Annotated in this window: 12 protein-coding genes; 6 read left to right on the forward strand and 6 right to left on the reverse strand. The window is 71.4% G+C overall.

Going from position 1 to position 23,648, the window contains the following annotated elements; translation table 11 throughout:
* Positions 1-4 precede the first annotated feature (4 nt).
* The 3 genes from POL25_RS12725 to POL25_RS12735 are packed head-to-tail and all read right to left on the reverse strand — an operon-like array spanning position 5 to position 11,882.
* Positions 5-1,915 (reverse strand): SWIM zinc finger family protein, encoded by a 1,911-nt coding sequence (locus tag POL25_RS12725; protein ID WP_272086247.1) that lies wholly within the window; start codon positions 1,913-1,915, stop codon positions 5-7.
* Entirely contained in the window at positions 1,912-8,604 is a 6,693-nt protein-coding gene (locus POL25_RS12730; RefSeq protein ID WP_272086248.1) for a HEAT repeat domain-containing protein, read from the reverse strand. The genes POL25_RS12725 and POL25_RS12730 overlap by 4 nt, the downstream gene beginning before the upstream one ends.
* A complete protein-coding gene (locus POL25_RS12735; protein WP_272086249.1) occupies positions 8,604-11,882 on the reverse strand; it encodes a BRCT domain-containing protein in 3,279 nt (1,092 codons plus the stop codon). Before POL25_RS12735 ends, POL25_RS12730 begins: the two co-directional genes overlap by 1 nt.
* 218 nt (positions 11,883-12,100) lie before the next feature.
* Between POL25_RS12735 and POL25_RS12740 the strand changes: the two genes are divergently transcribed.
* The 5 genes from POL25_RS12740 (at position 12,101) to POL25_RS12760 (ending at position 17,306) form a co-directional block, all read left to right on the forward strand.
* Positions 12,101-12,571 (forward strand): AgmX/PglI C-terminal domain-containing protein, encoded by a 471-nt coding sequence (locus POL25_RS12740; RefSeq protein WP_272086250.1) that lies wholly within the window; start codon positions 12,101-12,103, stop codon positions 12,569-12,571.
* Positions 12,568-13,080 carry a BPTI/Kunitz domain-containing protein gene (locus POL25_RS12745; protein WP_272086251.1) on the forward strand — a complete coding sequence of 171 codons (513 nt, stop codon included), beginning with the start codon at positions 12,568-12,570 and terminating at the stop codon, positions 13,078-13,080. Before POL25_RS12740 ends, POL25_RS12745 begins: the two co-directional genes overlap by 4 nt.
* Positions 13,081-13,186: 106 nt before the next feature.
* Complete coding sequence (locus POL25_RS12750; RefSeq protein WP_272086252.1) at positions 13,187-14,413, forward strand: AAA family ATPase; 1,227 nt, start codon at positions 13,187-13,189, stop codon at positions 14,411-14,413.
* The gene (locus POL25_RS12755; RefSeq protein ID WP_272086253.1) at positions 14,410-15,012 is read left to right on the forward strand and encodes a hypothetical protein; all 603 of its coding nucleotides are present in this window, start codon (positions 14,410-14,412) and stop codon (positions 15,010-15,012) included. The genes POL25_RS12750 and POL25_RS12755 overlap by 4 nt, the downstream gene beginning before the upstream one ends.
* A 149-nt stretch (positions 15,013-15,161) precedes the next feature.
* On the forward strand, positions 15,162-17,306 hold the full coding sequence (locus tag POL25_RS12760) for a hypothetical protein (RefSeq protein ID WP_272086254.1): 2,145 nt from the start codon (positions 15,162-15,164) through the stop codon (positions 17,304-17,306).
* Positions 17,307-17,930: 624 nt separating this feature from the next.
* Here POL25_RS12760 and POL25_RS12765 read toward each other — a convergent pair.
* Positions 17,931-18,443 (reverse strand): hypothetical protein, encoded by a 513-nt coding sequence (locus tag POL25_RS12765; RefSeq protein WP_272086255.1) that lies wholly within the window; start codon positions 18,441-18,443, stop codon positions 17,931-17,933.
* Between the two features lie 109 nt (positions 18,444-18,552).
* Positions 18,553-20,298 carry a WD40 repeat domain-containing protein gene (locus tag POL25_RS12770; protein WP_272086256.1) on the reverse strand — a complete coding sequence of 582 codons (1,746 nt, stop codon included), beginning with the start codon at positions 20,296-20,298 and terminating at the stop codon, positions 18,553-18,555.
* Positions 20,299-20,642: 344 nt separating this feature from the next.
* Between POL25_RS12770 and POL25_RS12775 the strand changes: the two genes are divergently transcribed.
* Positions 20,643-21,731, forward strand: a complete 1,089-nt coding sequence (locus POL25_RS12775) for a hypothetical protein (protein ID WP_272086257.1) — start codon at positions 20,643-20,645, stop codon at positions 21,729-21,731.
* Here the strand turns inward: POL25_RS12775 and POL25_RS12780 are convergent, their stop codons facing one another.
* On the reverse strand, positions 21,732-23,426 hold the full coding sequence (locus POL25_RS12780) for a hypothetical protein (RefSeq protein ID WP_272086258.1): 1,695 nt from the start codon (positions 23,424-23,426) through the stop codon (positions 21,732-21,734).
* Positions 23,427-23,648 lie beyond the last annotated feature (222 nt).

The raw sequence follows: 23,648 nt of genomic DNA on the forward strand, positions 1-23,648 counted from the left end.
TGGTCTACCCCGCGCTCCCGTCGAGAAACCCGCGCGCCTCGAGGTCGTCGACGCGCTCGAAGAAGGCCGCTCGCGCCTCGGCGACCGAGCCGAACACGAAGCTCTGGACCCGCAGCTTGGCCGCTCCACGCGGGCCCCAGCGGATCCGGAGGCGCTGGCGGTCCAGCGACAGCTGCACGATCTCCTCCGACTCGCCCGTCGCCCCGGCCGCCACCGGCAAGCGCCGCGCGTAGGTCCGGGTCTCGAGCGTGATCGTCCCGCGCTCCGAGCCGCGGGCCTGACGGCGCCGCTCCTCCTCCTGCGCCTGGGCGATCCGCAGCGCGATCAGGTGGGCGCACGGGCCCTCCTTCAGCTTGTGCTTGCGGTAGAACGCGCAGGTGCACTCGGCCCCGCGCACGCGGCCGTCGTCGTCGAGCGTCAGCTGCGGCCGGTAGTCGCGGCGGTCGGCGGTCACGGTGACCTTGCCGGTCAGCTCGAGGCCGACGCCGTAGATCCGGTTCTCGCTGGCGATCTTGACCGCGCCCTTGGCCACCAGGTCGTGCGCCACCTTCTCGCGAGCGTTGCGGTAGACCAGGCGGCTCAGGTCGATCGCGCCGCCGAGCAGCGGGCGGTAGCGGTAGCGGTCTTCGGACAGGTCGTACATCACCTGGCCGTGCTGGCAGGCCTTCTGCAGCGCCGCGCGCACGTCGGCGATCGGCTTCTTGGTGCTCTTGGCCAGCTCGTCCGCGGACGCCACCCACACCTCGCCGAGCTTCTTCAGCACCGCCGAGAGCACGGCCGCCGCCTCCTCGCCGCGGTCGCGCGGCAGCAGTTGGTCGAAGCCGACCGCCTGCGACCAGTTGGCCGAGGTGAAGCCCGACAGGCCGAGCGTGAAGGTCACCGGGCCGGCGCGCAGCACGTAGAAGCTGGGCAGGCCCGAGCCGAGCAGGTGGATGTCGACGGTCTCGACGAACGGCAGCAGGCGGCGCAGCAGGCTCAGGCGCCGGCGGCCCCAGATCCGCACCAGCGCCGGCTGGCGGCCGGTGAACGGGCCCGCGCTGGTGGCGAGCACCAGCTCCCACGGCTCGAGCACCAGCCGCGGCGGCTCGCCGGGCACCAGCTCGACGCGGACGCCGCGGCCGCCCTGCTTCTTGTCGGCGTTGAGCCGCAGGTGGCGCAGCACGTTGTAGAGGTCGATCGCGGCGATGCGGACCGCGGTGGTCGGCAGCGTCGCCGCCGCTTGCACCTGCAAGAACCCGCGCAGCCAGCTGTCGGGCAGCTGGATCGACTTCTCGATCACCGGCGGGCGCGTCGCGTCGCTGGCGACGCTGACCGCGTCGACGCCGATCGACAGCTTCGTCTCACGATAGCTGCGGATCCGCTGCACCCCGTCGAACAGCGCCTTGCTGTAGTCGACGTTGGTGGTGCCGTGCTGCAGCTCACCGCTGCGGTCGATGGCCGACCAGTCGATCGCCATCTGCGCGTAGGCGCCCTCGTCCTTGCTGAACACCTCGAACAGCAGCTTGTCGGGGTGCACGGTGACGACCGGGTCGAGCACCACCCACGCCGACGGGTCGTTGCGCGCCAGCCAGTCGAAGTAGGCCTGCTGGGCCTGCCACGCGCTCTGCCCGGCGGTCTGCTTCTTCAGCCGCTGGTAGGCGAGGTAGGCCGTCCTGTCCTTCGGGACATAACGGAAGTCCGAGCTGACGACCTCGTACATCGCCGACAGCGCCTCGCGCACCAGCAGCGGCTGCTTGACGGTGCCCTCGGCCCGCACCGGCGGTCGCTCGGTGTTGACGAAGATCTGTAGCTTCGCCGAGCTCTCGCCCGCCTCGAGCTGGCTGGCGCCGGCGTAGCCGAGGCGGACCGGCGTCCGCGGGTCGGTGAGCTGCTCCTCGGGCTTGCTCGACTCCGGTTCCTTGGTTTCCTCGCTCACAGCGACACCTCCCAGCGGCTACGGCGGACCTTCGGCGACGCGGCGGCGGCTTTGAGCCGCTTCGCCCGCCGGAGCGCGCGCCAGGCCGCCTTGCGCAGCTCCTCGTCCTCTTGCTCGTCGGCGCCGACCTGGCTGAGCGCCTTGAACGCCGCCTCGTCGCCGATCTCCCCCAGCGCCTCGACCAGCCCCAGGCGGGCCGTCTCGCTGGCGTTCTTGTCGGCCAGCGCTTTGGCCAGGCCCTCGACGTCGCCCTGGCTCACCAGCCAGGTCAGCACCACGCCCTGGCGGTGCACGTCGCCGGCGGCGCCGCGCAGCGCGGGCTTGGCCTTGTCTGTCCCTTGAGACAGCAGGCGCGCCAGCGGCTCGGCGTCGTCGAGCACCGTGGCCGCCAGCGCGGCCCCGGCGCCCTTGCGCTGACCCAGGCCGGCCGCGGCCAGGGTGCGCAGCTCGCCGTCGCTGCCGGCGAGCACCGCCTTGAGCGCCTTGTCGCCCGCGGCGCCGCCGGCCCCGGCGGCCAGCTCGATGACGGCCTGGCGGCGGATCTTGCGACCCTGGGCCGCGTGCGCGGTGCCGTCGGCGGCCAGCGAGGCGGCGGCGACGAGCTCGTCACCGCCGACATCGAGGCGGGCGCAGGCCCACAGCAGCGCGAGGTACGGGCCCTCGAGCTCGCCGAGGCGGTGCGTCTCGCCGTGGACCAGGCGCCGGTACTCGCCGAGCCAGGCCTCGCGGTAGGCCTTGGTGGCGGCGATCAACGCGTCCTTGTGCTTGGCCGCCTTGACGCCGGCGCGGCCGATCACCTGGGCCGCGACCATCGCCGTGCGCGGGTGCGCCAGCGACAGGTGCGGGGCCGCGGCGTCGATCGGCAGCGGGTCGCGGTTGGTCAGGATCTGCACCAGCGGCCCCATGTAGAGGTCCTGGCGGCGCAGCAGCGGCAGCAGCGAGAACAGCCGGACCACGTCGCCGCGGTCGCGCAGGCGGTTGAGCAGCTCGCGCTCGAGCGGGGCCTGGTAGCTCAGCACCATCGCGTAGTCGGGCTCGAGCGAGTCGGGCCCGTGGTGCTTGCGCAGGCTGTAGGCCAGCGCCTGGGCGACGGCGCTGAAGCGCTCCTCGCCGAGGCGCGCGGTCAGCAGGTCCGCGGTGGTCGGGTCGGCGCAGTGCTCGAGCAGCGCGGCGACGGTCTGGCGCACGCCCGGGTCGGCGTCCTCGACGCGGCCGCGGATCAGGTCCCAGGCCTCGCGGGTGCCGAAGTAGCGCAGGCCGATCAGGGCCCGACGCGCGACGCCACCTGTCCCCTTGGCCAGGCGCGTGAGGATCCCGAAGATCCGCTGCGGCTGGCCCGGCTGGGCCTCGGCGGCCTTGCCCATGTGCCCGAGCGCCTCGGCGGCCTCCTCCTGCAGCGCGTGGCCCTCGTCGGAGACCAGGCGCAGCAGCGTGTCGAGGGCGCGGATGTCGGCCAGAGCCCCGAGCGCCCGCACCGCGCGGCGGCGGATGTCGAGGTCGGGCTGCAGGTCGACGCTGGTGAGCAGCACGCTGCTGCCCTCGCCGCGCCCGCCGAGCGCCAGGCCCTCGGCGGCCAGGAACGACACCATCGGGTCGCCCGACTTGAGCGCCGCCAGCAGCGGCTCGGCCGGACCGGTCCGTTTGCGCAGGCGCCAGCCGATCGCCTCGGTCGCCCGGCTGGCGATCTCCGGCTTCGGGTAGGTCCACAGCGGCGCCAGGCTGGCGTCGACCTCCTTGCCGCGGGCCCAGCGGAGCGCCGGCAGGACCGTCTGCAGCGTGCGGTCGTCGGACAGCCGGCGCGCGGCCTCGGTGATCTGGACCAGCACCGCGTCGTGGCGCGGGAACTGCTTCGACTCCCAGTCGGCCACCCGCGGGCCGCTGCTCACGTCGTCGTCGTCGTCGTCGTCGTCGTCACTGCTGACGTCGTCGTCGTCGTCGTCGTCGTCGTCGAAATCATCGTCGTCGTCGTCGTCGTCGTCGAGGCCGGCGTCGCGCAGGGACGTCGGGCTCTGCGGCCCGGCGTCCTCGGGGTCTTCGATGCGCTGGTCGTAGCCCGAGATCACCAGCAGCGCGGCGAAGGCCGCCGTGCGCCGCTTGGGGTTGTCGACGTAGGCGAGGATCCGCGGCACGTCGGCGACCTGGCGGAAGCCGGCGGCGGCCTGCAGCAGGTTGTCGACGCGGGCGGTGCCGGCCGGGTCGCGGTCGATGCGGTCGAGGAACGCCTGGGCCGCGCGCCCGTCACCGAGCCGCTGCAGCGCGCGGATCGCCTCGCTCTGCTCGTTGGCCTGGTCGGAGCGCAGCATCTCGACCAGCACGTCGAACGCGGCCGCGTCCTTGTGCGTCGCCAGCTGCAGCGCCGCGGCGAAGCGGACCGCGCGGTACTTCGAGGCCAGCGCGCCCCGCAGCGCCTGGCCCGCGGCGCCCTTGCCCTCGGGCTCGTAGCTGCCCGCCAGGCCCTGCACGCCGGCCAGCCGCAGCTTCTCGGCGCGCGACCCGAGCGACAGCGTGTGCACGAACACCCACGCGTCGCGCCTGGCCTTTTGGCCAGCTTCGGTCTCGGCCTCGGGCGAGCCGGGGCGGACCCCCGACTTCTTCTCGGCCAGCAGCTTGGCGGCCTCCTGCTCGAGGCCGTCGTCGCGCTGCAGCAGCGTCTCCTCGAGTACCTTGAGGCCCGAGGCCGCGCCGCCGCCCTGCGACAGCAGGCCGAGGCCCCACGAGCCGGTGTCGCTCTGGCCGGTGGCCAGCGCCTCGGCGGCGAGGGTGGTGTCGTCGACGCCGAGGGCCTTGAGGCCGTCGAACGCCTGGCGGCGGATCGAGCCCTGGGCGTCGCCGAGCGCCGGCACCAGCACCGAGACGGCCGCCGCGACGTGCTCCGGCGCGCCGGGCTTCTGCGACTTGTAGCCGGCCAGCGCCAGCACCCGCGACAGCGCCGTCTGACGGATCCGCGTCTCGGCCGAGCCGCCCGGCAGGCGCGACAGCGCCGCGTAGGCGCCGAACACGATCTGCCGCAGCTCCGCCGGCGCGTAGGCCAGCTTGGCCGCGACCTTCTGGCCCGCCTGCGTCTTGGCGGCCGCCAGCGCGCGGTGGAACCGCTTGCTGAACACGGCCCACACGCGGTCGAGCGTCTCCTGCTTGTCCTCTTGCAGCGCCTCGAGCAGCCGCGCGGCGCGGACCTTGAGCTGCGGGTTCGAGCGGCTGTCGCCGAACGTCGCCAGCTCGGCCAGCGCGTGCACGTTGGCCTCGGCGAAGGTCCACTTGGCCTTGCCCTCGCCGCGGTCGTTGAAGAGGTCGGTGACGAACTTCGAGAACGCGGCGTCGTCGCCGAAGCTCTCGAGCGCCTGCGCGGCCAGCAGGCGCACGCGCGGGTGGGCCGACGACAGCGCGGCCAGGCAGCGGTCGGGCACGCCGTCGCCCTCGACCATCTCGCGCATCATCAGCAGCAAGAGCGCGCGGCTCTGGATCTTCTCGTCGTTCGAGTCGAGGAACGAGACCAGCAGGTCCTCGTTGCCGAGCGCGAGCGCGGCCAGCAGCGCCTGCGCCGGCGGCGGCGCGGCCTTGCCGGGGGTGAAGATCAGCGACGCGCCGGCCGGGTCGCCGATGATCGCCAGGCCGAGCGCGGCCTCGCTCTGGACCGCGGGGTCCGAGTGCTGCAGCGCGGCCTGCAGCGCGAACACGGCGTTGGCGTTGTCGGGCCGGGCCATCCACGACAGCGCGGTCGCGGCGGCGCGGCGGATCTGCGCCTCCTTGTGCTGCAGCAGCGGCAGCACCGCGTGGCTCGGGGTCGGGTCGCCGAGCTCGGCCAGGCCGCCGAGCGCCCGCACCACCCGGTCGAGCCACTTGGCCCGCAGCGCCGGCACCTCTGGCTCGGGCGCCTCGACCATCGCCTGCAGCGGCGCCCGCACCGAGCTGTCCCCGTGGACAGCCAGCGCACAAGCGGCCCGCACCACCACGTCGGGGTACTTGCTGGTCAGCGCGGCCGGCAGCGCCTCCTCGCCCTCGCCGGTCAGCAGCGCGTCGACGGCCAGCTGACGGACCGTCTCGTCGTCGTCGTCGATCGCCTTGACCAGCAGCTCGTGGGTGCCCGGCGCCTTGCGCTTGGCCAGCACCTTGACCGCCTCGACGCGCAGGTCGATCCACCGCCCGGCCAGCGCGACCGACAGCGGCTCGGCGCCGATGCCCTTGGTCCGCTTGAGCGCGAACTCGAAGGCGTCCTTGCGCAGGCTGGGGTCGGCGTCGCCCAGGAGCTCGAGCAGCAGCGGCCAGGCCCACGACTGGGAGATCTGGCCCATCACCTCGTTGAGCACCTCGCGGCGCACGTCGGCGTGGTGGCTCTTGAGGACGAAGCGCAGGCTGCCCGCCCCGCCGCCGCCGACCTCGAGGCTCAGCGCGGCCTTGAACGCCTCGTTGCGGACCGTCTTGCCGGCGTCGCCCAGGCCGCGCTCGAGCAGCCCGATCGCCTTGGGGTCCTCCTTCGTCTTGGCCTTCTTGATCTGCTTGACCAGCAGGTCGAGGCCGCGACGGCGCACGTCTTCGTGCTCGGCGTAGAGGCCGGCCTCGGCGACGGCCAGCGGGCCGCCGTCTTCGAGCCCGGCCAGGGCGGTGAAGGCCGCGTCGCGCACGCCGGCGTCGCCGTCGCGCAGCATCATGCGCAGGCGCGCCCCGCCGCGCGGGTCACCCAGCTCGGCCAGCGCCTTGCAGGTGTCGACCCGCACCGACGGCGTGCTCTCGCGGCTCAGCTGCAGCAGCGTGCCGAGGGCCCGCGGGTCCTGCAGCGACGCCAGCGCGGCCGCGCCGGCCAGGCAGGTGTCGAGCGCGCGGCTCGCCATCGCCTCGAGCAGCGGCCGCTTGTCGGCCTCCTCGAGCTCGGACAGCGCGACCTGCTTGGCCTTCGGCAGCTCGTCCTCGACCTTGCCCTTCGAACCTGTCTCTTTGGACTTGCCCGAAGAGCCAGCCCCGGCCGCGGCCTCGGCGGCGGCCGCCTTGACCTCGTCGACCGGCGAGCGCGCGGTCTCGATGTCGTGAAGCTGGCGGTGCAGCTGCTTGTCGCGGCAGCGCAGCGCGGCCGCCAGCTTGGGCCGGGCCAGCAGCGAGATCAGGAACGCCGCCTGGCGCACCCCCGCGTCGGCGTCGGCGGAGAAGCGGCGCAGCGCCGCCTGGACCTCCGGCAGCGCCAGCATGTCGCGCTGGTAGAAGCGGATCAGCGCGGTCCGGCGGATGTCGGCCTGGGTCGCGCGCAGGGCGATGAGCTCGGCCTCGGGCGAGTCCTTGGCGTGCAGGTCCTCGAGCGCGGCCAGGGCGGCGACGCGGACCTCGCGGGGCTGGCCCGACAGCGCCGAGACCAGGCGGGTGAACGCGAGGTCGTCCTTGCGCGCGAGCCCGGTCAGCGCGGTGATCGTCGCGGTGCCGATGTCGCGCTTGCCGACGGCCAGCGCGAGGTCGAAGATCCGCAGCGAGTCGGCGCCCTCGAGCTTGAGCAGGCCGCCGAGCGCGGCCAGGCGGACCGCGTCCTCACCGGCGCGCAGCAGCGGCTCCAGCAGCTTGATCGCCCGCGGGCTGCCGGACGCGCCGAGCAGCTCGGTCGCCAGCACCTTGAGGCCGTGGTCGTCGTCGCTGCTGACCCGCTGCGCCAGCGTCTCGAGCGACTTGGCGTCGTTCCAGCCGGCCAGGGCGCGCAGGGCTGCCTCGCGCAGCTTGGGGTCGCGGCGCTTGAGCTCGTACTCGGCCCACTGGTGGGCGCCGTAGTAGACCAGCTCGCGGTCGCCGAGCTTGCCCTCGGCGTCGATCGGGAACAGCCGCAGCGTGTTGTCGATGCAGGCGGCGACCAGGTGGTCCTTGCCCTTGTACTGGCCGAGCGCGAGCGCCACGACCTTGGCCAGGCCGTCCTTCTGGGTCGCCGGCTTGCGCTGGCCGGCGCCGCGGACCCACGCCTTGACGTGCGAGTCGAGGCCCGAGGTGTAGAAGCGGTCGCCGCTGCCGTTGACGATCGCGGTGGTCTTGTCGCCGTGGCCGTTTTTGCCCGAGCGGTCCTCGGCGTCGAGGTCGCCGCGCACGTGCGTGAGCAGCAGCTTGTGGTCGACCGCGGCCGACATCACGCGCAGCTCGTCGGGCTCGAAGCACAGCGCCGTGATCGCGCCCTCGTGCAGCTTCTTCGACTCGCCGGCGTAGAACGCCTCCTTGTTCTCGCAGTCGAACACGCTGAGCGTGCCGCGGTCGCTGCCGACCACCAGCCACGTGCCCGACGGGTCGGAGGCGATCGCCGTGGCGAACTCGCTGAGCTCGATGCGCTGCAGCTCCTTGCCGTCCTTCTTGGCGAGGATGACGAGCTGCTTGCCGGCGACCACCGCGAGCCGGCCGTTGGCGGCCGCCGCGAGGGCGACCGGCGGCGGGTCGAACACCGGGCCGAGCGGCTTGGGCTCGCCCTTGTCGAGGCCGGCCTTGTAGACCTGGCCGTCGCTGCCGGCGACGAACACGTGGCCGTCGTCGGCCGCGAGCGCGACGCCACCGGCCGGCAGGTCGCCGACCACCAGCTCACCGGTGTCGAGGTTCAGCCGGTACAGCGCGGTGGCCTGGCCCTCGGGGTGGACCGCGGCGATCAGCAGCTGGACGCCGCTGGCGAGGATCGCCTTGAGGTCGCCGCGGATCTGCGTGTACTTGTCGTTCGTGAAGCGGTCGGTGACGGGCGTCGACATCAGGCGGCCTCCGGCGAGAGCTTGAGCTCGGGGTGAGCGGCGCCGACGCGGGCGAGGGCGACCAGGCAGGCCGCGCGCTCGCTGGCGCCGCGCGAGCCCATGAATTCGACCAGCACCGGCCCGGCCAGCGCCGCGAACACGGCGTCGGCCTCGGCCAGGTCGCGCATCGCCTCGACCAGCGCCAGCTTGGCCTTGCGCGCCGGCAGCGGCCGCAGCTTCCTGGCCTTCGGGGCATGTTCTTCGGGCAAGGTCACGACCTCGGCGTCGGCCTGCTTGGCCTCCGCGCTCGGCTTGGTCGGCGGGATCGTGAACAGCAGCCGGCGCATGAAGTCGCGCAGCGCCTCACCCGGGGCCGGCAGCCCGGTCGGGCGGACCGGCGCGCCCCGGCCCTCCGGCGGCTCGAGCTCCGCCTTCTTGGCAGTCGCGCCCGCGCTCGCCTTGGGCCCGGGCGCGGCCTTCTGCTCGGGCCGCGGCGCCGGCTTCCAGCCATCGGTGATGCCGCGGTCGCGGTACAGGTGCCAGATCGTGCGGACCACGAAGGCGACGACGTGGCGGTCGGGGCTCTCGCTCAGGCGGAACAGCTCCTCGGGGATCGCCAGGCGAGCGTCGCGGCGGACCAGGCCCATGCCGATCGCGCGCACCTCGGGGATCAGCGACTCGCAGAACGGGTAGACCGCGGCCGGCGTCAGCGTGGTCGGGTCGATGCGGAAGCGCTTGTTGTCGGCGTTGTCCTCGGCGAACAGCGCCTTGGCGAGGAACTCGCGGACCTCCGAGTACGGCGACTCGACCACGCCGAGCAGCTCGGACAGCGGCGGCGACCAGCGGGCCAGCTCCCAGCGCGCGAGCTCGAGGCCGAACTGGCGCACGGGCGCGCGGGTGTCGGTGAGCAGCGGCTTGACCCGCGCCCACGACAGGAACTCGGCCGGGATCTCGGCGCCCGGATCGACCGGGCGATCGGTGGTGGCGAGGCTGATGTCGGGGTGATGGCGGCGGATGTACTGGCGGGCGAAGTCGGCCTGCGGCGCGTCGGCCGGGCCGGGGCCGGTGGCCATCTCCCACAGCCGCTCGCAGCCGGCCTGCACCGAGTCGCCGCTGAAGCTGCGCTGCTCGCCGGCCAGCATCTGCAAGAACGCGGTCTCGGAGATGATCTTGATCGGCGCGCCCTTCTCGACCAGCTTCTCGGCGGCGACCTGCTTGCTGCCCTTGCGGCCCTGGCCGTACAGCGGCGAGCCGTCGTCGCCGATGACCAGGTAGTCGAGCTTGGCGGTGACGCTGCCGGAGTTCTTGCCCTTGGCCGCGGTGACCTTCTCCTCGGCGTCGTCGCGCTTCATCGTCGCCAGCTTGCCGGTGAAGAGGAAGGTCTTGCCGCCGAGGTCGATGGTCTTGCTGCCCTTGGCCGCCTCGGCCTTCGGGGCCTCCTCGGACTTGGGCGCGAAGTCGGCGGGCACCAGCGCCTTGGTCATGTATTCGAGGGCGAAGTTGCGGTACTGCGACTCGGGCCGCAGCGCCAGCAGCATCAACCAGTCGAACCCGAGCTGGCTCGGCCGGAACCGGCGCACGTCGCTGAGGAAGGCCAGCGCGGTGGCGGCCAGGCCCTCGTCGAAGCGGAGCTCGCGGGCCCACGGGCGGCCGCTGGCGATCAGCTCCGCGATCCACTTGTCCTCGGCCCAGGTCGGCTGGAACGCGACCGCGCGCCAGAACCCGGCGTCGATGTCCTCGGCCTTGATCTTGTCCTCGGAGATCCACTTCAACAGGGTCGGCCGCGCGTGCGGGTGCAGGACCATGCGGGCGAGGAAGTCCTTGCCGAGCTCCTCGCGCGGGAACTGCGACAGGGCGTCGAGGGCGAAGCTGGTGGCGCTCGCGGAGATCCGCGGGTCGTCGAGCAGGTCGCGGAAGAAGTCGGCGCCGAGCGTCTTGAAGCTGTGGACCTTGGTCAGCAGCTCCGAGGCGAACGCGAACACCTTCTGCCGGCTATCGAGCAGGCGGTCGGCGAACCACGCCGGGGTCAGCTCGCGCGCGCTGAAGTGCTTGCGCAGCGCGGCGACGGCGAGGTCGTGGCCGTGCTGGGTGCCGAGCAGGCGACCCCAGGCGTCGAGGCCGATGTCCTTGCGCGGGTCACGGTCGCCGAGCAGGGTCGCGACCAGCTTGCGCACCTCGGCGTTGCTGTTGTTGGCCAGCAAGATCAGGCGGTCGAGCGGCAGGTCGCGCGCGTGGGTGCGGGCGTAGTTGGCCGCGTAGGCGCGGGCCGCGTCGGCGCGCGAGTCGAGCAGCTGCAGCACCGGCTCGTGCAGGCCGAGCTCGCGGAAGCTGCCCTGGTCGAACTTCGGCACGTTGCCGAGCAGCCAGATCACGAACTCGTCGACGGTGCCCGAGCCGACCGCGATCAGCCGCGCCGCCCACGGCGCCTCGACCTCGCGCAGGTTGGCGCGGAAGTCGGTCTTCAGCGCCTGCACCGTGAACTTGCGGACCTGCTCCGAGCGCGCCCGCTCGAGCAGCTGCAGCACCGGCCGCGGGGTCCGCCGCCACAGCTCGGCGAAGGCGCGCTCGCTCAGCTGCGGCTGGCCCGAGCGGTACAGCTTGAAGTTGCGGCGCGTGTACTTCTTGGTCTCGTGATGGAGGATGTGGTTGTAGACCCACGTGTTCTGCCACGTGGTGCTGTCCTCGTAGTGGCGCAGCACCGCCACCGCGCCGTCGACGTAGGCCGGCGCGGCCGCCTCGCCGAGGCGCCGCAGGTACCGCCACGCGCGCCGCACCAGGTAGCCGAGCGTCGGCCGCGAAATCTCGCCGACCTTGCGCTGCTTGGTCGCGAACGCGTGGTCGAAGCGGACCGCCAGCGCGCCGAGGATCTCGACGTCGCCCTTGGCCTCGGCCTCCTTGAAGATCTGCTTGAGCCCGCGCCACGGGCCCCACCGCAGCGGGACCTTCTGGATCACGTCGAGCAGCGCGGCCCGCTCGTAGGCGCCGTCCGAGCGCTTCCACAGATCGAGCAGGACCTCGTGCAGCTGCAGCCGCGGCGGCAGCGGGGTCTCGGCCTCCTTGGCCTCGAGCGCGCGCATGCTGTCGATGCGGTAGCGGGCCCGCTCCTGCGGCTTGGAGCGCGTGAACTTCCAGCTCGTCAGGTGCTGGCTGAAGCTCGCGAAGGTGAGCGCGCCCTCCCGCGGCGGTTTGTCGGGCCGCGGGTCGGCGGCGCCGGCGAGGCTCACGATCAAGGTGGACAGTTCCGGGTCGCGGCTGTCCCACGCGCGGCGGATATCATCGAGGCTGAGTTCGAGGGCCATCGCCTGCTCCCGAGAAGGGGAGCCGGAGCATGCCGCGATACGTCGTAGGCTTTCAACTGTCGCGGTCGCGCCCAGGCTGTCCATTTGGACAGGTGATGCGCTCGATCCCGCGCCGCGATCGGGGCATCCCCCGGCATTTGGGTGGCGCTCGCGGGGCCATCCTTGCAGGTACAGATCGCTCCGAGATCCTCCGCGCGGCCCGTGATAAAAGCTTCGGCATGACGACCTCCCGGACCCCGTGGACCCTCGCGCTGTGCCTCGCCTCCCTCGTCGCCTTGCCGAGCTGCAAGAAGGAAGCGACGACGTCCCCCGACGGCGACGGCGGCAACGGTGACGCGGCGGCGGGCGACGGCGGGGGCAACGGCGGCGGCGGGGGCGGCTCCGGGGACGTGAACGAGGAGCCCCTCACCGCCGACTCGTTCGAGGAGGCGATGCAGGCCAAACAGGGCGATGTCGCCGACTGCTTCGCCCAGGCCAAGGCGGCCAAGCCCGAACTGGCCGGCAAGCTGGCGATCGACGTGACGGTGGCCGGCGACGGCACGGTGTCGGCGATCAAGTTCACCGACTCGAGCACGATCAAGGAGGCGAGCATCACCTCCTGCATCGAAGAGAAGGCCCGCGGCTGGAAGTTCGGCAAGACCAGCGACGGCAACCCGATGACGCTGGGCTACTCGCTCAATCTTTCATGAGGCCCGACGCGCGGGGGATCTCCTCGCCTGTCCTCGAGGACAGGCCGATACCGACCGCCCGCGCCGCGCTGCTCGCCTGCCTCCCCCTCGCCTGCAGCTCAAAGACCGAAGGCAGCGCGAGCGCGACCACCGACCCGGGCACCACCCAGCCGGAGTCGACGTCGACCACCGGCACCTCTGCCGCACCGACGTCGGCCACGGGCTCGTCGTCGACGGCGACCACTACCGCCGGCCCGAGCACCTCGACGACCTCGATGACGACCTCGACCTCGACGGGCGTAGAGACCGGCCCGCTCGGGGCCTGTGCCCTCGAGCCCGTCACGGTGCGCTGCGACAACTTCCTCGTCGGCTACTACTTCGATCCAGTGACGATGACCTGCAAGTCGTTCGACCACGGCGAGTGCGGCGGCGAGGTCGTCCCGTTCGAGACGCTCGCGGACTGCCTCGTCGCGTGCGAGGGCTGCGAGACCGACTGTGAGACCTCGACAGGCTCTTCGAGCGGCGCTTGAGCACGCGTCGGCACGATCGCGGCACCGAACGAGCGAGCGCCAGTCGCCGCCCTGGGGCGCGTTCGCGTGACAGATCCGAACCCCGGTGGCATGCTGTGCGGCGTTCATGTCGATCGCCCGCCTCCAGCTCAAGGACTTCACGGTCTTCAAGCAGGTCAGCTTCGAGTTCTGCCCGGGGATCAACGTGCTCATGGGCGAGAACGGCACGGGGAAGTCGCACGTGCTCAAGGCGATGTACGCGGCGCTGCGTGGGACCGAAGAGGTCGCCGAGTCGAAGAATGGTCCACTGACCGACGAGACCCGCCCTGAGATCCTGTACTTCGTCAAACTCATGTGGGTCTTTCGCCCAGATTCGCTCTCTCCTCGTCGCCTGCTCCGCCGCGGAAGCGACAAACTCTGGGAGGTCCAGCTCGTCGATGCTCGCAGAAACAAGCTGAACATGCGCTGCGAGCCGCGGGGACGCGAATTCGCGTCGGTGGACTCCGACCTGCAACCTCAGCGCTCCCTGTTCGTCCCGCCGCGCGAAGTCCTGGCGATGTACAAGGGCTTCGTCGCCGCCTACGAGGGCCGCGAACTCGACTTCGACGAGACCTACTACGACATCTGCAAGGCCCTCGGAGCAGCCCCGCTCCGCGGTGCGCGTGCAGAAGCGATCCGAAACCTGCTCGCGCCCTTGGAAAAAATCCTGGGCGGGAAGGTGCTGCTGAAGGGCGATCGCTTCTACGTGCAGCAAGGCGACGCCGAGACCGAGGCCCATCTGCTCGCCGAAGGATTGCGGAAGATCGCCGGCCTCGCCTACCTCGTGGCCAACGGTTCGCTGACGCGTGACACGGCGTTGTTCTGGGACGAACCCGAGGCCAGCCTGAACCCGCGGCTCGTCGTACAGGTGGTCGAATTCCTGCGCGCGCTGGCACGCGCCGGCGTGCAGGTGTTCCTCGCCAGCCACGACTTCTTGTTGTTGCACCGACTCTCGCAACCGACCGAGCATGCGCTCGATTCGGAGGTGCCGATCCGGTTCTTCTCGTTGCATCGGCCGAAGCCGGACGCGCCGGTCGAGGTCGAGACCGGGGCGACCCTCGCGGACATCGAGCACAACGCGATCCTCGACGAGTTCGCTCGCTACTACGACGACGAGCGCGCGTACTCCTGGCGAGAGATGACGGCCGATGCGCCCCCGCCCCCGCCGTCGAGGCAGCCGGGCAAAAAGGTCCGCAGGGCCGCCGCGAAGACTCCTGCGCGATCCGTCACCGCCAAGGTCCGTACCCGGAAGGTCCCAGCGGGGCGATCGAAGAAGCAGCCTTCAGCGCGCAAGAAGGCTGCGAAGAAGTCATGACCGATCCGAGCCGGACGTTTCGCGAGGAGGACCTCGACTTCAGCTTCGACGCGAGCTGGACGGTCGCTCGCCAGTGGGACAAGGAGTCGGTGTTCCTGGCCTTGCGCGATCGCGTGCCTGGGTCGCACGGGGTCGACTTCGTCGGTGTGCGGGCCGGCAAACCGAGCCTCTTCCTCATCGAAGTGAAGGACTACCGCACGAGCGAGGACCGCGGCTCGACCCGCGACAAAGTGGAGAACAGCGGGGAGAGGCTGGCCGAGCTCGTCGGCGCGAAGGTCCGCGATACCGTCGCGGGGCTCATCGGTGCGGCCCGAGCGGCCCGAGACCCGGACTGGCGATCGGCCCGGCTCGCGCTCGCCGGTGAGCAAGGCGATGTGTGGGTGGTGTTGTGGATCGAGCACGCCGGTCTGGCCAGCCCAGCAAAGGTCCGCCGTCAGCGCGAGAGCGTGGGAGCCGGGGTCCTGCAAGAGAGCATTCGCAGACGCTGCCGCTGGTTGCACGCTCGCGCTCTCGTATGCTCGCGCGACGGCGAGTGTTTGCCTGGCCTCACTGTGCGGAGCATCGCTCAAGCCGAGCGTGCCCCAGGCCGTCGACGCTGACCGGCGCCCGTCCGACGAAAAACCCCGGCGCAAGTCTCTCGCAACCGACAGCGGGCAGGCCTGGCGATAGCCCGCGCTCGAAGCGCGCGACCCCTCTGCAGACGATGTCCTGTTGAAAGTCGAGGGCACGCGGGGTGTACCGTGGCAGCATGCCTCGCTCGCGGTCTCTCACCTTCCCTCGCATCCTGTCTGTCGCGTCGCTGCTCGCTCTCGCCTGTGGCGGCGACCCTGCGACCACGACCGGCACGGACGGCGAGACCGGCGGCAGCGAGACCCAGGCGACGACCACCGCGGGGCCGACGGGCGGCGAGACCGAGACGCTGACCGGGCCGACCACCGGCACGCCGACCTCGAGCACGAGCACCGATTCGACCGCGAGCACCGGGCCGACCTCCACCTCGACCGACGCGACGACGACCGAGGGCACGACCACCGGGGGCGTGACCGAGGGCGGTCTGTCGCAGCGCGGCAGCGATCCGGTGGTGCTGGTCGGCGGGCAGGTGCCGGGCCTCGCGGGCGTGGCGGCCGGCGATGTCGTCGGCTTCGCGCGCAAGGACGGCGCCTGGCTGCAGATCCCGCTGCAAGTGGACGAGCGGGTGCTGGTCGATTTCTGCACGATCTACGCCGAGGAGCTGCTCGGCGAGAACGCGCCGTGCAAGACGGCGAAGACGATCCAGGCGCTGTTCTACGCCGACCCGAACACGTACACCGGCGCCGACACCGACCCCGCGCTCGACCTCGACGACGAGGTCGTGTTCATGGCCCGCGACGCCGGCGATCGCACCGCGCCCGGCGACGAGCCCGAGGGCGTGGTCGCGGGCTCGGGCGTGGAGGTCGAGCTGCTCGACGGCGACGAAAAGGCGTGGGTCTATCTGTTCGCGCGCGCCGGCGGCGAGCTCGAGCCGGGCGCGGGCGTCGACCTGATCGGCTACGAGCTCGTGTTCGCCGGCGACATCGACTACAAGACCGAGTACCCGTTCATCGGCAAGGGCAGCTGCGGCAACGCGACCTGCGACCCGCCGATCCTCGAGGACTCGACGGTCACGAGCCCGCACTACCAGCGTCACTTCTCGGCGCGGTGGGTGACCGACAGCCTGCGCATTACCTTGCCGGAGTCGACCGGCGAGGACATCCTCGACATCGCCCAGGCCCGCTTCGCGCCCAGCTACTGCGGCCGCCACGTGCTGACGTTCTCGACGTCGGAGGGGGCGTTCGCGGCCAACATCGACGGACCGGTGCGGGCGATCCGCTCGTACTTCGGGGCCAACAGCGGGCCGCTGACGCAGCGCACGCACCTGTTCTACGACCGCGTCGAGGTGGTGCAGACGTTCCTGCGCGTGCACCCGATCCCCGCGATCATGGAGCTCATCGACTACGCGCCCGAGGCCGGCGGGATGACGTACTACAACGAGCACAACGAGGCGGGCCTGCCGATCGACGGCGAGCCCGACTTCGGCTTCGACGACACCCGGTTCTCGTGGGAGCTGGTCAGCGGGCCGCACGGCAGCGTGGTCAGCGTGCTCGACCCGCGGCTGTCGCAGCCGCTGACGGTGGTCGGTTACTTCGAGGACAACCTGAACACGCCGAACGACCAGTGCTCGGCCTCGAACACGCTCGACGCGCCCGACGACGCGGCGTTCGGGACGTCGGGGGTGTGGATCACTTCGGCGATCCCCGAGACCGACCCGCGCAACGGGGCGCAGGACCACGTGTTCATCCAGCGCACGAGCTTCTACGAGCCGCCGAACCTGTCGGTCGCGGACGCGAAGCTGCTGGCGGGGCGGATCCAGGCGCCGCTGCAGCCGCTGGCCCGCAGCTTCTCGGCGGCGCTCGGCGAGACCTGCGGCGACGGGACGTGCGCAGCCGGGGAGGAGGCGAGCTGCCCGCTCGACTGCAATCCGTTCGCGGCGAGCTGCGGCGACGGGCTGTGCGACCCGTGGGAGACTTCGGTGAGCTGCGGCGAGGACTGCGGCGGCGGCGTCATGCCGGGGCCGGGCTGCGGCGACGCGACGTGCGACGCGGACGAGCACGAACTGAGCTGCGCGGCCGACTGCTGGATCGGGCCGTTCGAGCCGCTGGTGGGCTGCATGGAGCAGGCGTGCCCGGCGCAGAAGGGGGCGTGCAGCGACGAGCAGGCGTGCGTCGATCGCATCGTGTGCGTGGCGGAGTGCGTGGGCGGCGGGGGAGCGATCAACGCTTGCGCGGCGATGTGCGCGATGCAGGTGCCGGCGACGCCCGAGCAGGCAGGGTTCGCGAATGCGCTGATGATGTGCACGCAGCAGAACTGCTTGTAGAGGTGGGGTTCGCTGGGGGGTCGCGGGGGGCCGGGGTGGTTCGCGAATTGCCGACTGCGCCTCGCGGGGGGTCCGGGGAAGGGCCGGCCGCGAGTTAACCGGCTGCATGGACGCTCGTTCCTCGCACCCATGCCGCCTCTAATTCGCGGCCGGCCCTTCCCCGAACCCCTGGCACGGCTGCAGCCGTGAGGGGCCGACTCGCCGTCGTCGGCTTCGATGGGGATTTGTGCTTGCGAGCAAGGCGTGGGGCGACTGTTCGACGGCCAGGGCTGGCCGCCGAACAGACGCCTCTTCGCGACCATAACGGCGTGTCCTCGGACCGCGACGATTCGCCGCTCGAAGTTCTGACGCGTCGGTGACGGGACGTCCTCGGGCCGCGGTGAGTCTCTGCTCGAAGTTCTCGATGCGTCAGTGACGGAGCGTCTTCGACCGCGACGAGTTACCGCTCGAAGTTCTCGGCGCGTCAGTGACGACGAGTTCTCGACCGCGACGAATCTCCGCCCGAAGTTCTCGGCGCCTCAGTGACGGCGAGGTCTCGACCTCGATGAATCACCGTCTCGCGACAATGGCCGGCGAGTCATCGGACCGCGGCGACTCACCGCCGAAGTCTCGGGCTGCGGCGAGTCACCGCTCGACCATCGGCGCGCCTTGCTGCTGCATCCGCGCGAGCAGCTCCGGCTGCGAGGTGCCGCGGTCGGCCAGGTACTCTTGCGACCACTCGTTCGGCCGTGCCGTCACGCGGACGACGTGGCGCAGGTTGTGGCCGAGGGCCTCGCGGAGCTCGGGGTGTCGCTCCACCATCGCCGGCGGATCGATGCCGAACAGCTTCGGCAAGAACCAGCTGTAGTGGTAGATCGCCAGGTCGTCGTGGCTCATCTCGATGAAGGCGTCGACGAGGTCGCGGTAGGTCAAGCGGCGCATCAGCGCCGGTAGTTGCACGATCACGCCCTCGGCGAGGCTGCCTTGAAAGACCGTGAAGGCGGCGGCGAGGACGGAGGCGCTGGGGAATCGCTCGACCTCGGCGCCGAAGACCGTCTCCATCGCGGGCAGGCTTTCGTCCCCGTACCGCGCCTGCTGATGCACGCGCATCCGCGCGAACATCTCTTGCACCCGGGTCGGGACGGTCGTCTGCGCCATGCGGCCATGATAGCCGCTCGGCTCCGGATCGCAGTCCAGGGAGAAGTCCGGGAAGCATCCGGGGCGCGCCGGCGACCTGTCCGATGAGACATCCTACGGGCGCAGGGCGTCACTCCGGAGCCGGCACCGCGAGCACGGCGATCTCGCCCTTCTCGGAGCCGACGGCCATGCGCGCGCCGGCCGGGTCGAAGGCGATCGCGGTGACGCGGCCCTTCTTTTCAAAGACCTTCTGGCTGGCCAGCAGCTCGCCGCCCGGGTAGGCGAGCAGCACCAGCTCGCCGTCGAGCTTGCCGATCGCCACTCGCTTGCCGTCGGGGTGGAAGGCGAAGGTCGTCACGCCCTGGCTGGCCTTCTGCAGGGCGGCGTGGGCGGGCTTGCCCTTGGCGAGGGCGTAGCTCTGCAACCACTGGGCGGTGGCGGACCAACCGCTGAGCCGGCACAGCACGACGAGGTGCTCGCCGGACGGATCGAAGCACAGTTGATCGAGCGCGCCGCCGTTGTGGGTCGGCTCCTGCTTCCAGACGGTGCGTCCGCCAGCGACAGCGACCCAGCGGATCTGGCTGCCGCCGTATTCACCCCACAGCACGTGCTGGCCGTCGGGAGACACCAGGGCGATCGGGTAGGTGCTCGGCGGGGGACCGCCGACGCGCGCGCGCTCGGGCCAGACAGCAGCGCCGGGCTTCGAGATCGTGCGCAGCGCGACGCCGGTCCCCGTCACCAGCGCGAGGATCTCGCCGGCGGCATCGATGCTCGAGAGCGAGACGCTCGTCAGGGGCGAGTACTCGTCGTAGGCGACCTCGCGCTCGACGTCGCGGTCCGGCTCCCACACCAGCACGCGCGCGCCGCTGTCTTGCAAGCTGAACACCATGCGGCCGTCGGGCAGAAAATCGATGCCGCCGCACTCCCACGCGTCGCACTTGGGCGCGAAGGTCCGCTGGCGCTCGCCGGTGGCGATATCGACGCGGCTCAGCAGATGATCGGGCCCGCCGCGATCGGGCGACTGCGCGACCACCAGCCAGGTACCGGACGGATCGAAGCGCAGGCGATGAATCGGCTTGGTGCGATCGGGGCCGCGATAGCGGTGTAGCGCGGCGAACGGGCCGGCCGGGGCCTTCGCCTTGCGAGCAGGCTTGGCAGCGACGGGGGCCGGGTTGGCAGCCAGAGCGTCGGCGAAGCGCTCGATGTCCGGGGCCTCGCTGCCGGTCGGCCGGACGACGATCGACTGCTGGTCCGACTTCGGCCGATCGACGACGAAGCCGGCCTCGACCAGCGCATCGCACACGCGCCCGGCGTCGCCGCGCCAGTGGAGGTGGAGCTTCCCGGTGAGGCGCCCGAAGGCGTCGAAGGCGTCGTGCGACTGCTCGTGCCAGAACACGGCGGTCTGCTCCGGGCTGCGCTCGCGCTCGGCGACGATCTCCCAGCCCGCGCTCTGGGTCGAACCGGCGCACGGGAAGGCGAGCACCTTGCGCTTGCCGAGCGCCGCGAACACTTCGATGAGCTCGATCAGATCGGAGGTGGCGCCTTCGGAGGCCGGGCTGAGCACGAGGGTGCCGTGCTCGGCGTAGTCGTCGCGCTGCTTCTTGCTCTCCTCGATGCGCACGACCAAATTGCGCCGCGCAAAGGCCATCTGCAGCTCGGCCCGCGAGGCGCCCCACCACATCGGCAAGGGCCGCACGAGCGCGCCCTTGCTGTCGAAGGCCCCGTCGGCCGCCCGACCCCAGTAGACGAAGCCGTACCCCTCACCCTCGTCGCGCGGGGAGAACTCGGCGAGGGCGTCGTCGTCGACCGCGGCGAAGACGTCGATGCTCTCGACGTCGCGGAGGGTCCGCTTGAGGAGCGTCCGGGTGATCGTCACGCGACGGAGCATACCCGCGCCTCACCGCCGATGTGTGGTGCAGTGAACGGCATCCGCGGATCCACAACGATGCACCCGGAGAGCGGCGGAGCACGAGGCCGTCCAAGGGCTGGACCTCGAACTGCGCTGACGGCCACGGCGACGACCCTTGCGATTCCCGCCGCAGTGGCCGCCAGGGGAAGAGGCGCAGCGCGACGCTCGCGGCTGGGGCCCATGCGCGGCCGGTTCGTCGCCACCGTCTCGAACGCGTCGGCCTCGTGGGAAAGAGCGGTTCCTGAGCCAATAAAAAAGGGCCCCGGTTCTGCCAGCTGCCCTGGGCCGGGGACTGCGCTATTGTGTGAGTCGTGGTGCGCCTCGTCACCCTCATCGCCGTCTCCCTGAGCGCTGCCGCGTGCAACAACGGCGACGGGCAGCAGACGGGCTTCAGCTCGAGCATCACCACCGTGCCGCAGGGGACCAGCTCGAGCGGCTCGGGCACTTCGAGCTCGACGTCGAGTTCGAACGGCTCGGAGGACTCGGCCGCGGGGAGCTCGGCGAGTTCCGACAGTTCGACCAGCACCACGAGCTCCAGCAGCGTCCCCGACCTCGGCACGATCCCCGACGCCGGCGACGGACCGCCCCCGGGTTGCAAGGGCAAGGTCGACTTCCTGTTCACGATCAGCAGCGCGCCGACCATGGAGGTCAAGCAAGCGCGCCTGAAGGCGAGCTTCTCCAGCTTCATGGCGACGCTCGAGAGCGAATTCGCGGACTTCGACTACCACATCCTGTCCTCGAACACGTCCGGGTTCTGGGGCTATCCGAGCTGCGTCGGCTGTCAAGACGTGTGCGAAGACCTGCCCGAGTACCCGTGCGGCGTATCGCCGGAGCCCTGCGACTCCATCCGCGGCGCCGGCGTCACCTACCCGATCGGCAAGCACGCCAGCAACGAGCGCTGCGAGCTCGCCAGCGGCCTCCGCTACATCAACGCTGGCCAGCCCATGCTCGAGGACGCGTTCACCTGCATCGCCTCGATGGGGATCAACGGCGCTGACGGCGTCGCCGAGACCACCGTCCTCGCGCTCGCCGACGACCTCGACGGGCCCGGCGGGTGCAACGAGGGCTTCCTCCGCGCGGACGCCCTGCTCGTCGTCGTCGCCATCCAGGACACCTACGACAACTTCAGCGACGGCACCCCGGAGGACTGGGCCGCCACATTGGTGGAGGCAAAGGGCGGCGACGCGGACGCGGTCGTGCTCCTCGTCATCTCGACCGACATCGATCTCCCGGGCGCCCTGTGCGGCAACACCATCGGGGTCGAACACAACCTTCGAACCTGGACCACACTCATGCCGCACTCCGTGTTCGGCTCGATCTGCGCCGAGGGCTACGGCGACTACTTCGCCGCCGCCGCCGCGAAAATCACGGAGCAGTGCGAAGTGTTCGCGCCGCAGTAGCTACGGGTACAGGCGCAGCGCGAACGCCTGCGGCTGGAGCCCGCCGAACTCGCTGCCGGCGACATACACGTAACCCCAGCTGTCGATCGCAAGGCCCGCGGCCTCGTCGGGTCCCTGGCCTGGCCCGCTGCGGACCACCTCCCATGCGGGCGCGCCCGCCGGGCCAGGGATGGCGAGGATCCACGAGTCGGCGTCTTGCAGGGGCTTCACCGCCGCGCCGGCGACGATGATCTTGCCCTCGCGATCCTCGCCGACAGCGTAGCCGACCGAGTCACTCGACGACGGCTCGATGCGCACGGGCCCGGGCGCGCCCGCGGCCGTGAACCAGCGCGTCAGCAAGAGCCGGTTTTTGAAACCGAGGTCACGACCCCAGCCCGTGACCACGAACCCCCCCTCGCGCAGCGGCGCCACGGCCATTGCCACGTCCTCGTCCATCAGCTCGCCGGGCGAGGTCCACGCGCCGAGCGACGCGCCGTCCAGGCCGTAGCGCAACACCACGGTCCGTTGGACCTCGACGTCGTCCTCGTTCTTGGTCATTCGTTCACCGACCACGACGATCTCGTCGCCGACGAGCGCCACGCCGCGAGCGACCTCGTCCCAATCGTTGAGCTTGTCCTCCGCGGGTGAGGCTGCGAACGTCCGTTCGTCCTGCTGTTCGCCGCCCGTGGCCGAGACCCACCAGACCTTGAGGTCGTGCGTGCCCGGCTTGACCTCGTCCGCGCCGACGAGGACCAGCGAGTCATCCACCACGATCAGGGCATTTACCGAAGTCCCGAGCAGACCGATCCACGTCTGCTCCTTCGGCTCGCCGAACTTCACCCGCGACACCGCCCAGCGCGTCGAGCCCTTGTCGGGGAACGTCCACGCCACGAACGCCGCGTCGTCGTCGCCGACCGCGATCGCCGGCCCACGCCCGCCGCCGGACACCGCGACCGGGCCGAGGTGGATCGGGCTGCCCTCCGGCTGGCCCTTCGTGCCGTCGACGCGCACCGCCACGGCCTCGAGGTCGTCGTTCGTCTCGAAGAAGCCCGCCACCGCGATCCCGTTGCCGAGCATCGCCGCGCTGGTAAAACCGTTGATCGGCCCGGCCTTGACGTAGGGCGGCCAGACGTCGCTGCCGCCGGGCTGGACGTCGATCATCAACTCCTCCATGCCCTCGCCGCTGACGCCGTCGGCCGCGTGGGCGACGGCGCGGAGCGTATGCGTGCCGTCGCCGGGGACGACGTCCGAGGTCACCTCGAACACGTGCACGGGATTCGCCGGCGCTGCGCCGAGCACCAGCGGCACATCACCATCGAAGACATCGATGGACGCGACCGGCCGCGACGTCCACACCGAGACCTGCACCTCACCGACGTGGAGCATCGGCGACGGGGAATTTAGAATGACCTCGACCTCGACCGGTACCGCCTTGCCGTCGTCGTCGCCGGTGGTTCCGGTCGCGCCGTCGCTCGCACTCCCGCCGCTCGTCGCCGTGCTGACCGTCGTCGCCGCGCCGGATGTGGTGCCGTCGTCGGCCGTGCTCGCGTCGGCGCTCGTGCTCGCGTCCGGCGTCGTGGCCCCGTCGCCGGTCGAGCCGGTCGTCAGGGACGGCAGATCGTGGCCTTGCTGCGAGACCCGATCCCAGTCGAGCGTACAACCGGCGAGGGCGATCAGCGGACCCAGGCCGAGGACGACAGGCGCGAGGCGCAACATCCCCGCCAGGGTACCATGCGCGATTTCGATCGGCGAACGAAAAGCCCAGGGACGGCCGCCTCGCGCCCGCCCGGGCCGAACCGACAGCAGGCGCTCGTCCCCTCCTGCGACGGCCCCACCTGAACATTCTCGCATGTGCGATCAGGCAGGTCGGCCGGGTCTTCGCAGCAAGGGAATCGACCGCGGCGACCTGGTGGAAAGGCCAGGTTGATTCGGCGCCCG

The organism is Nannocystis bainbridge (assembly GCF_028368995.1).
Taxonomy (GTDB): Bacteria; Myxococcota_A; Polyangia; order Nannocystales; family Nannocystaceae; genus Nannocystis; species Nannocystis bainbridge.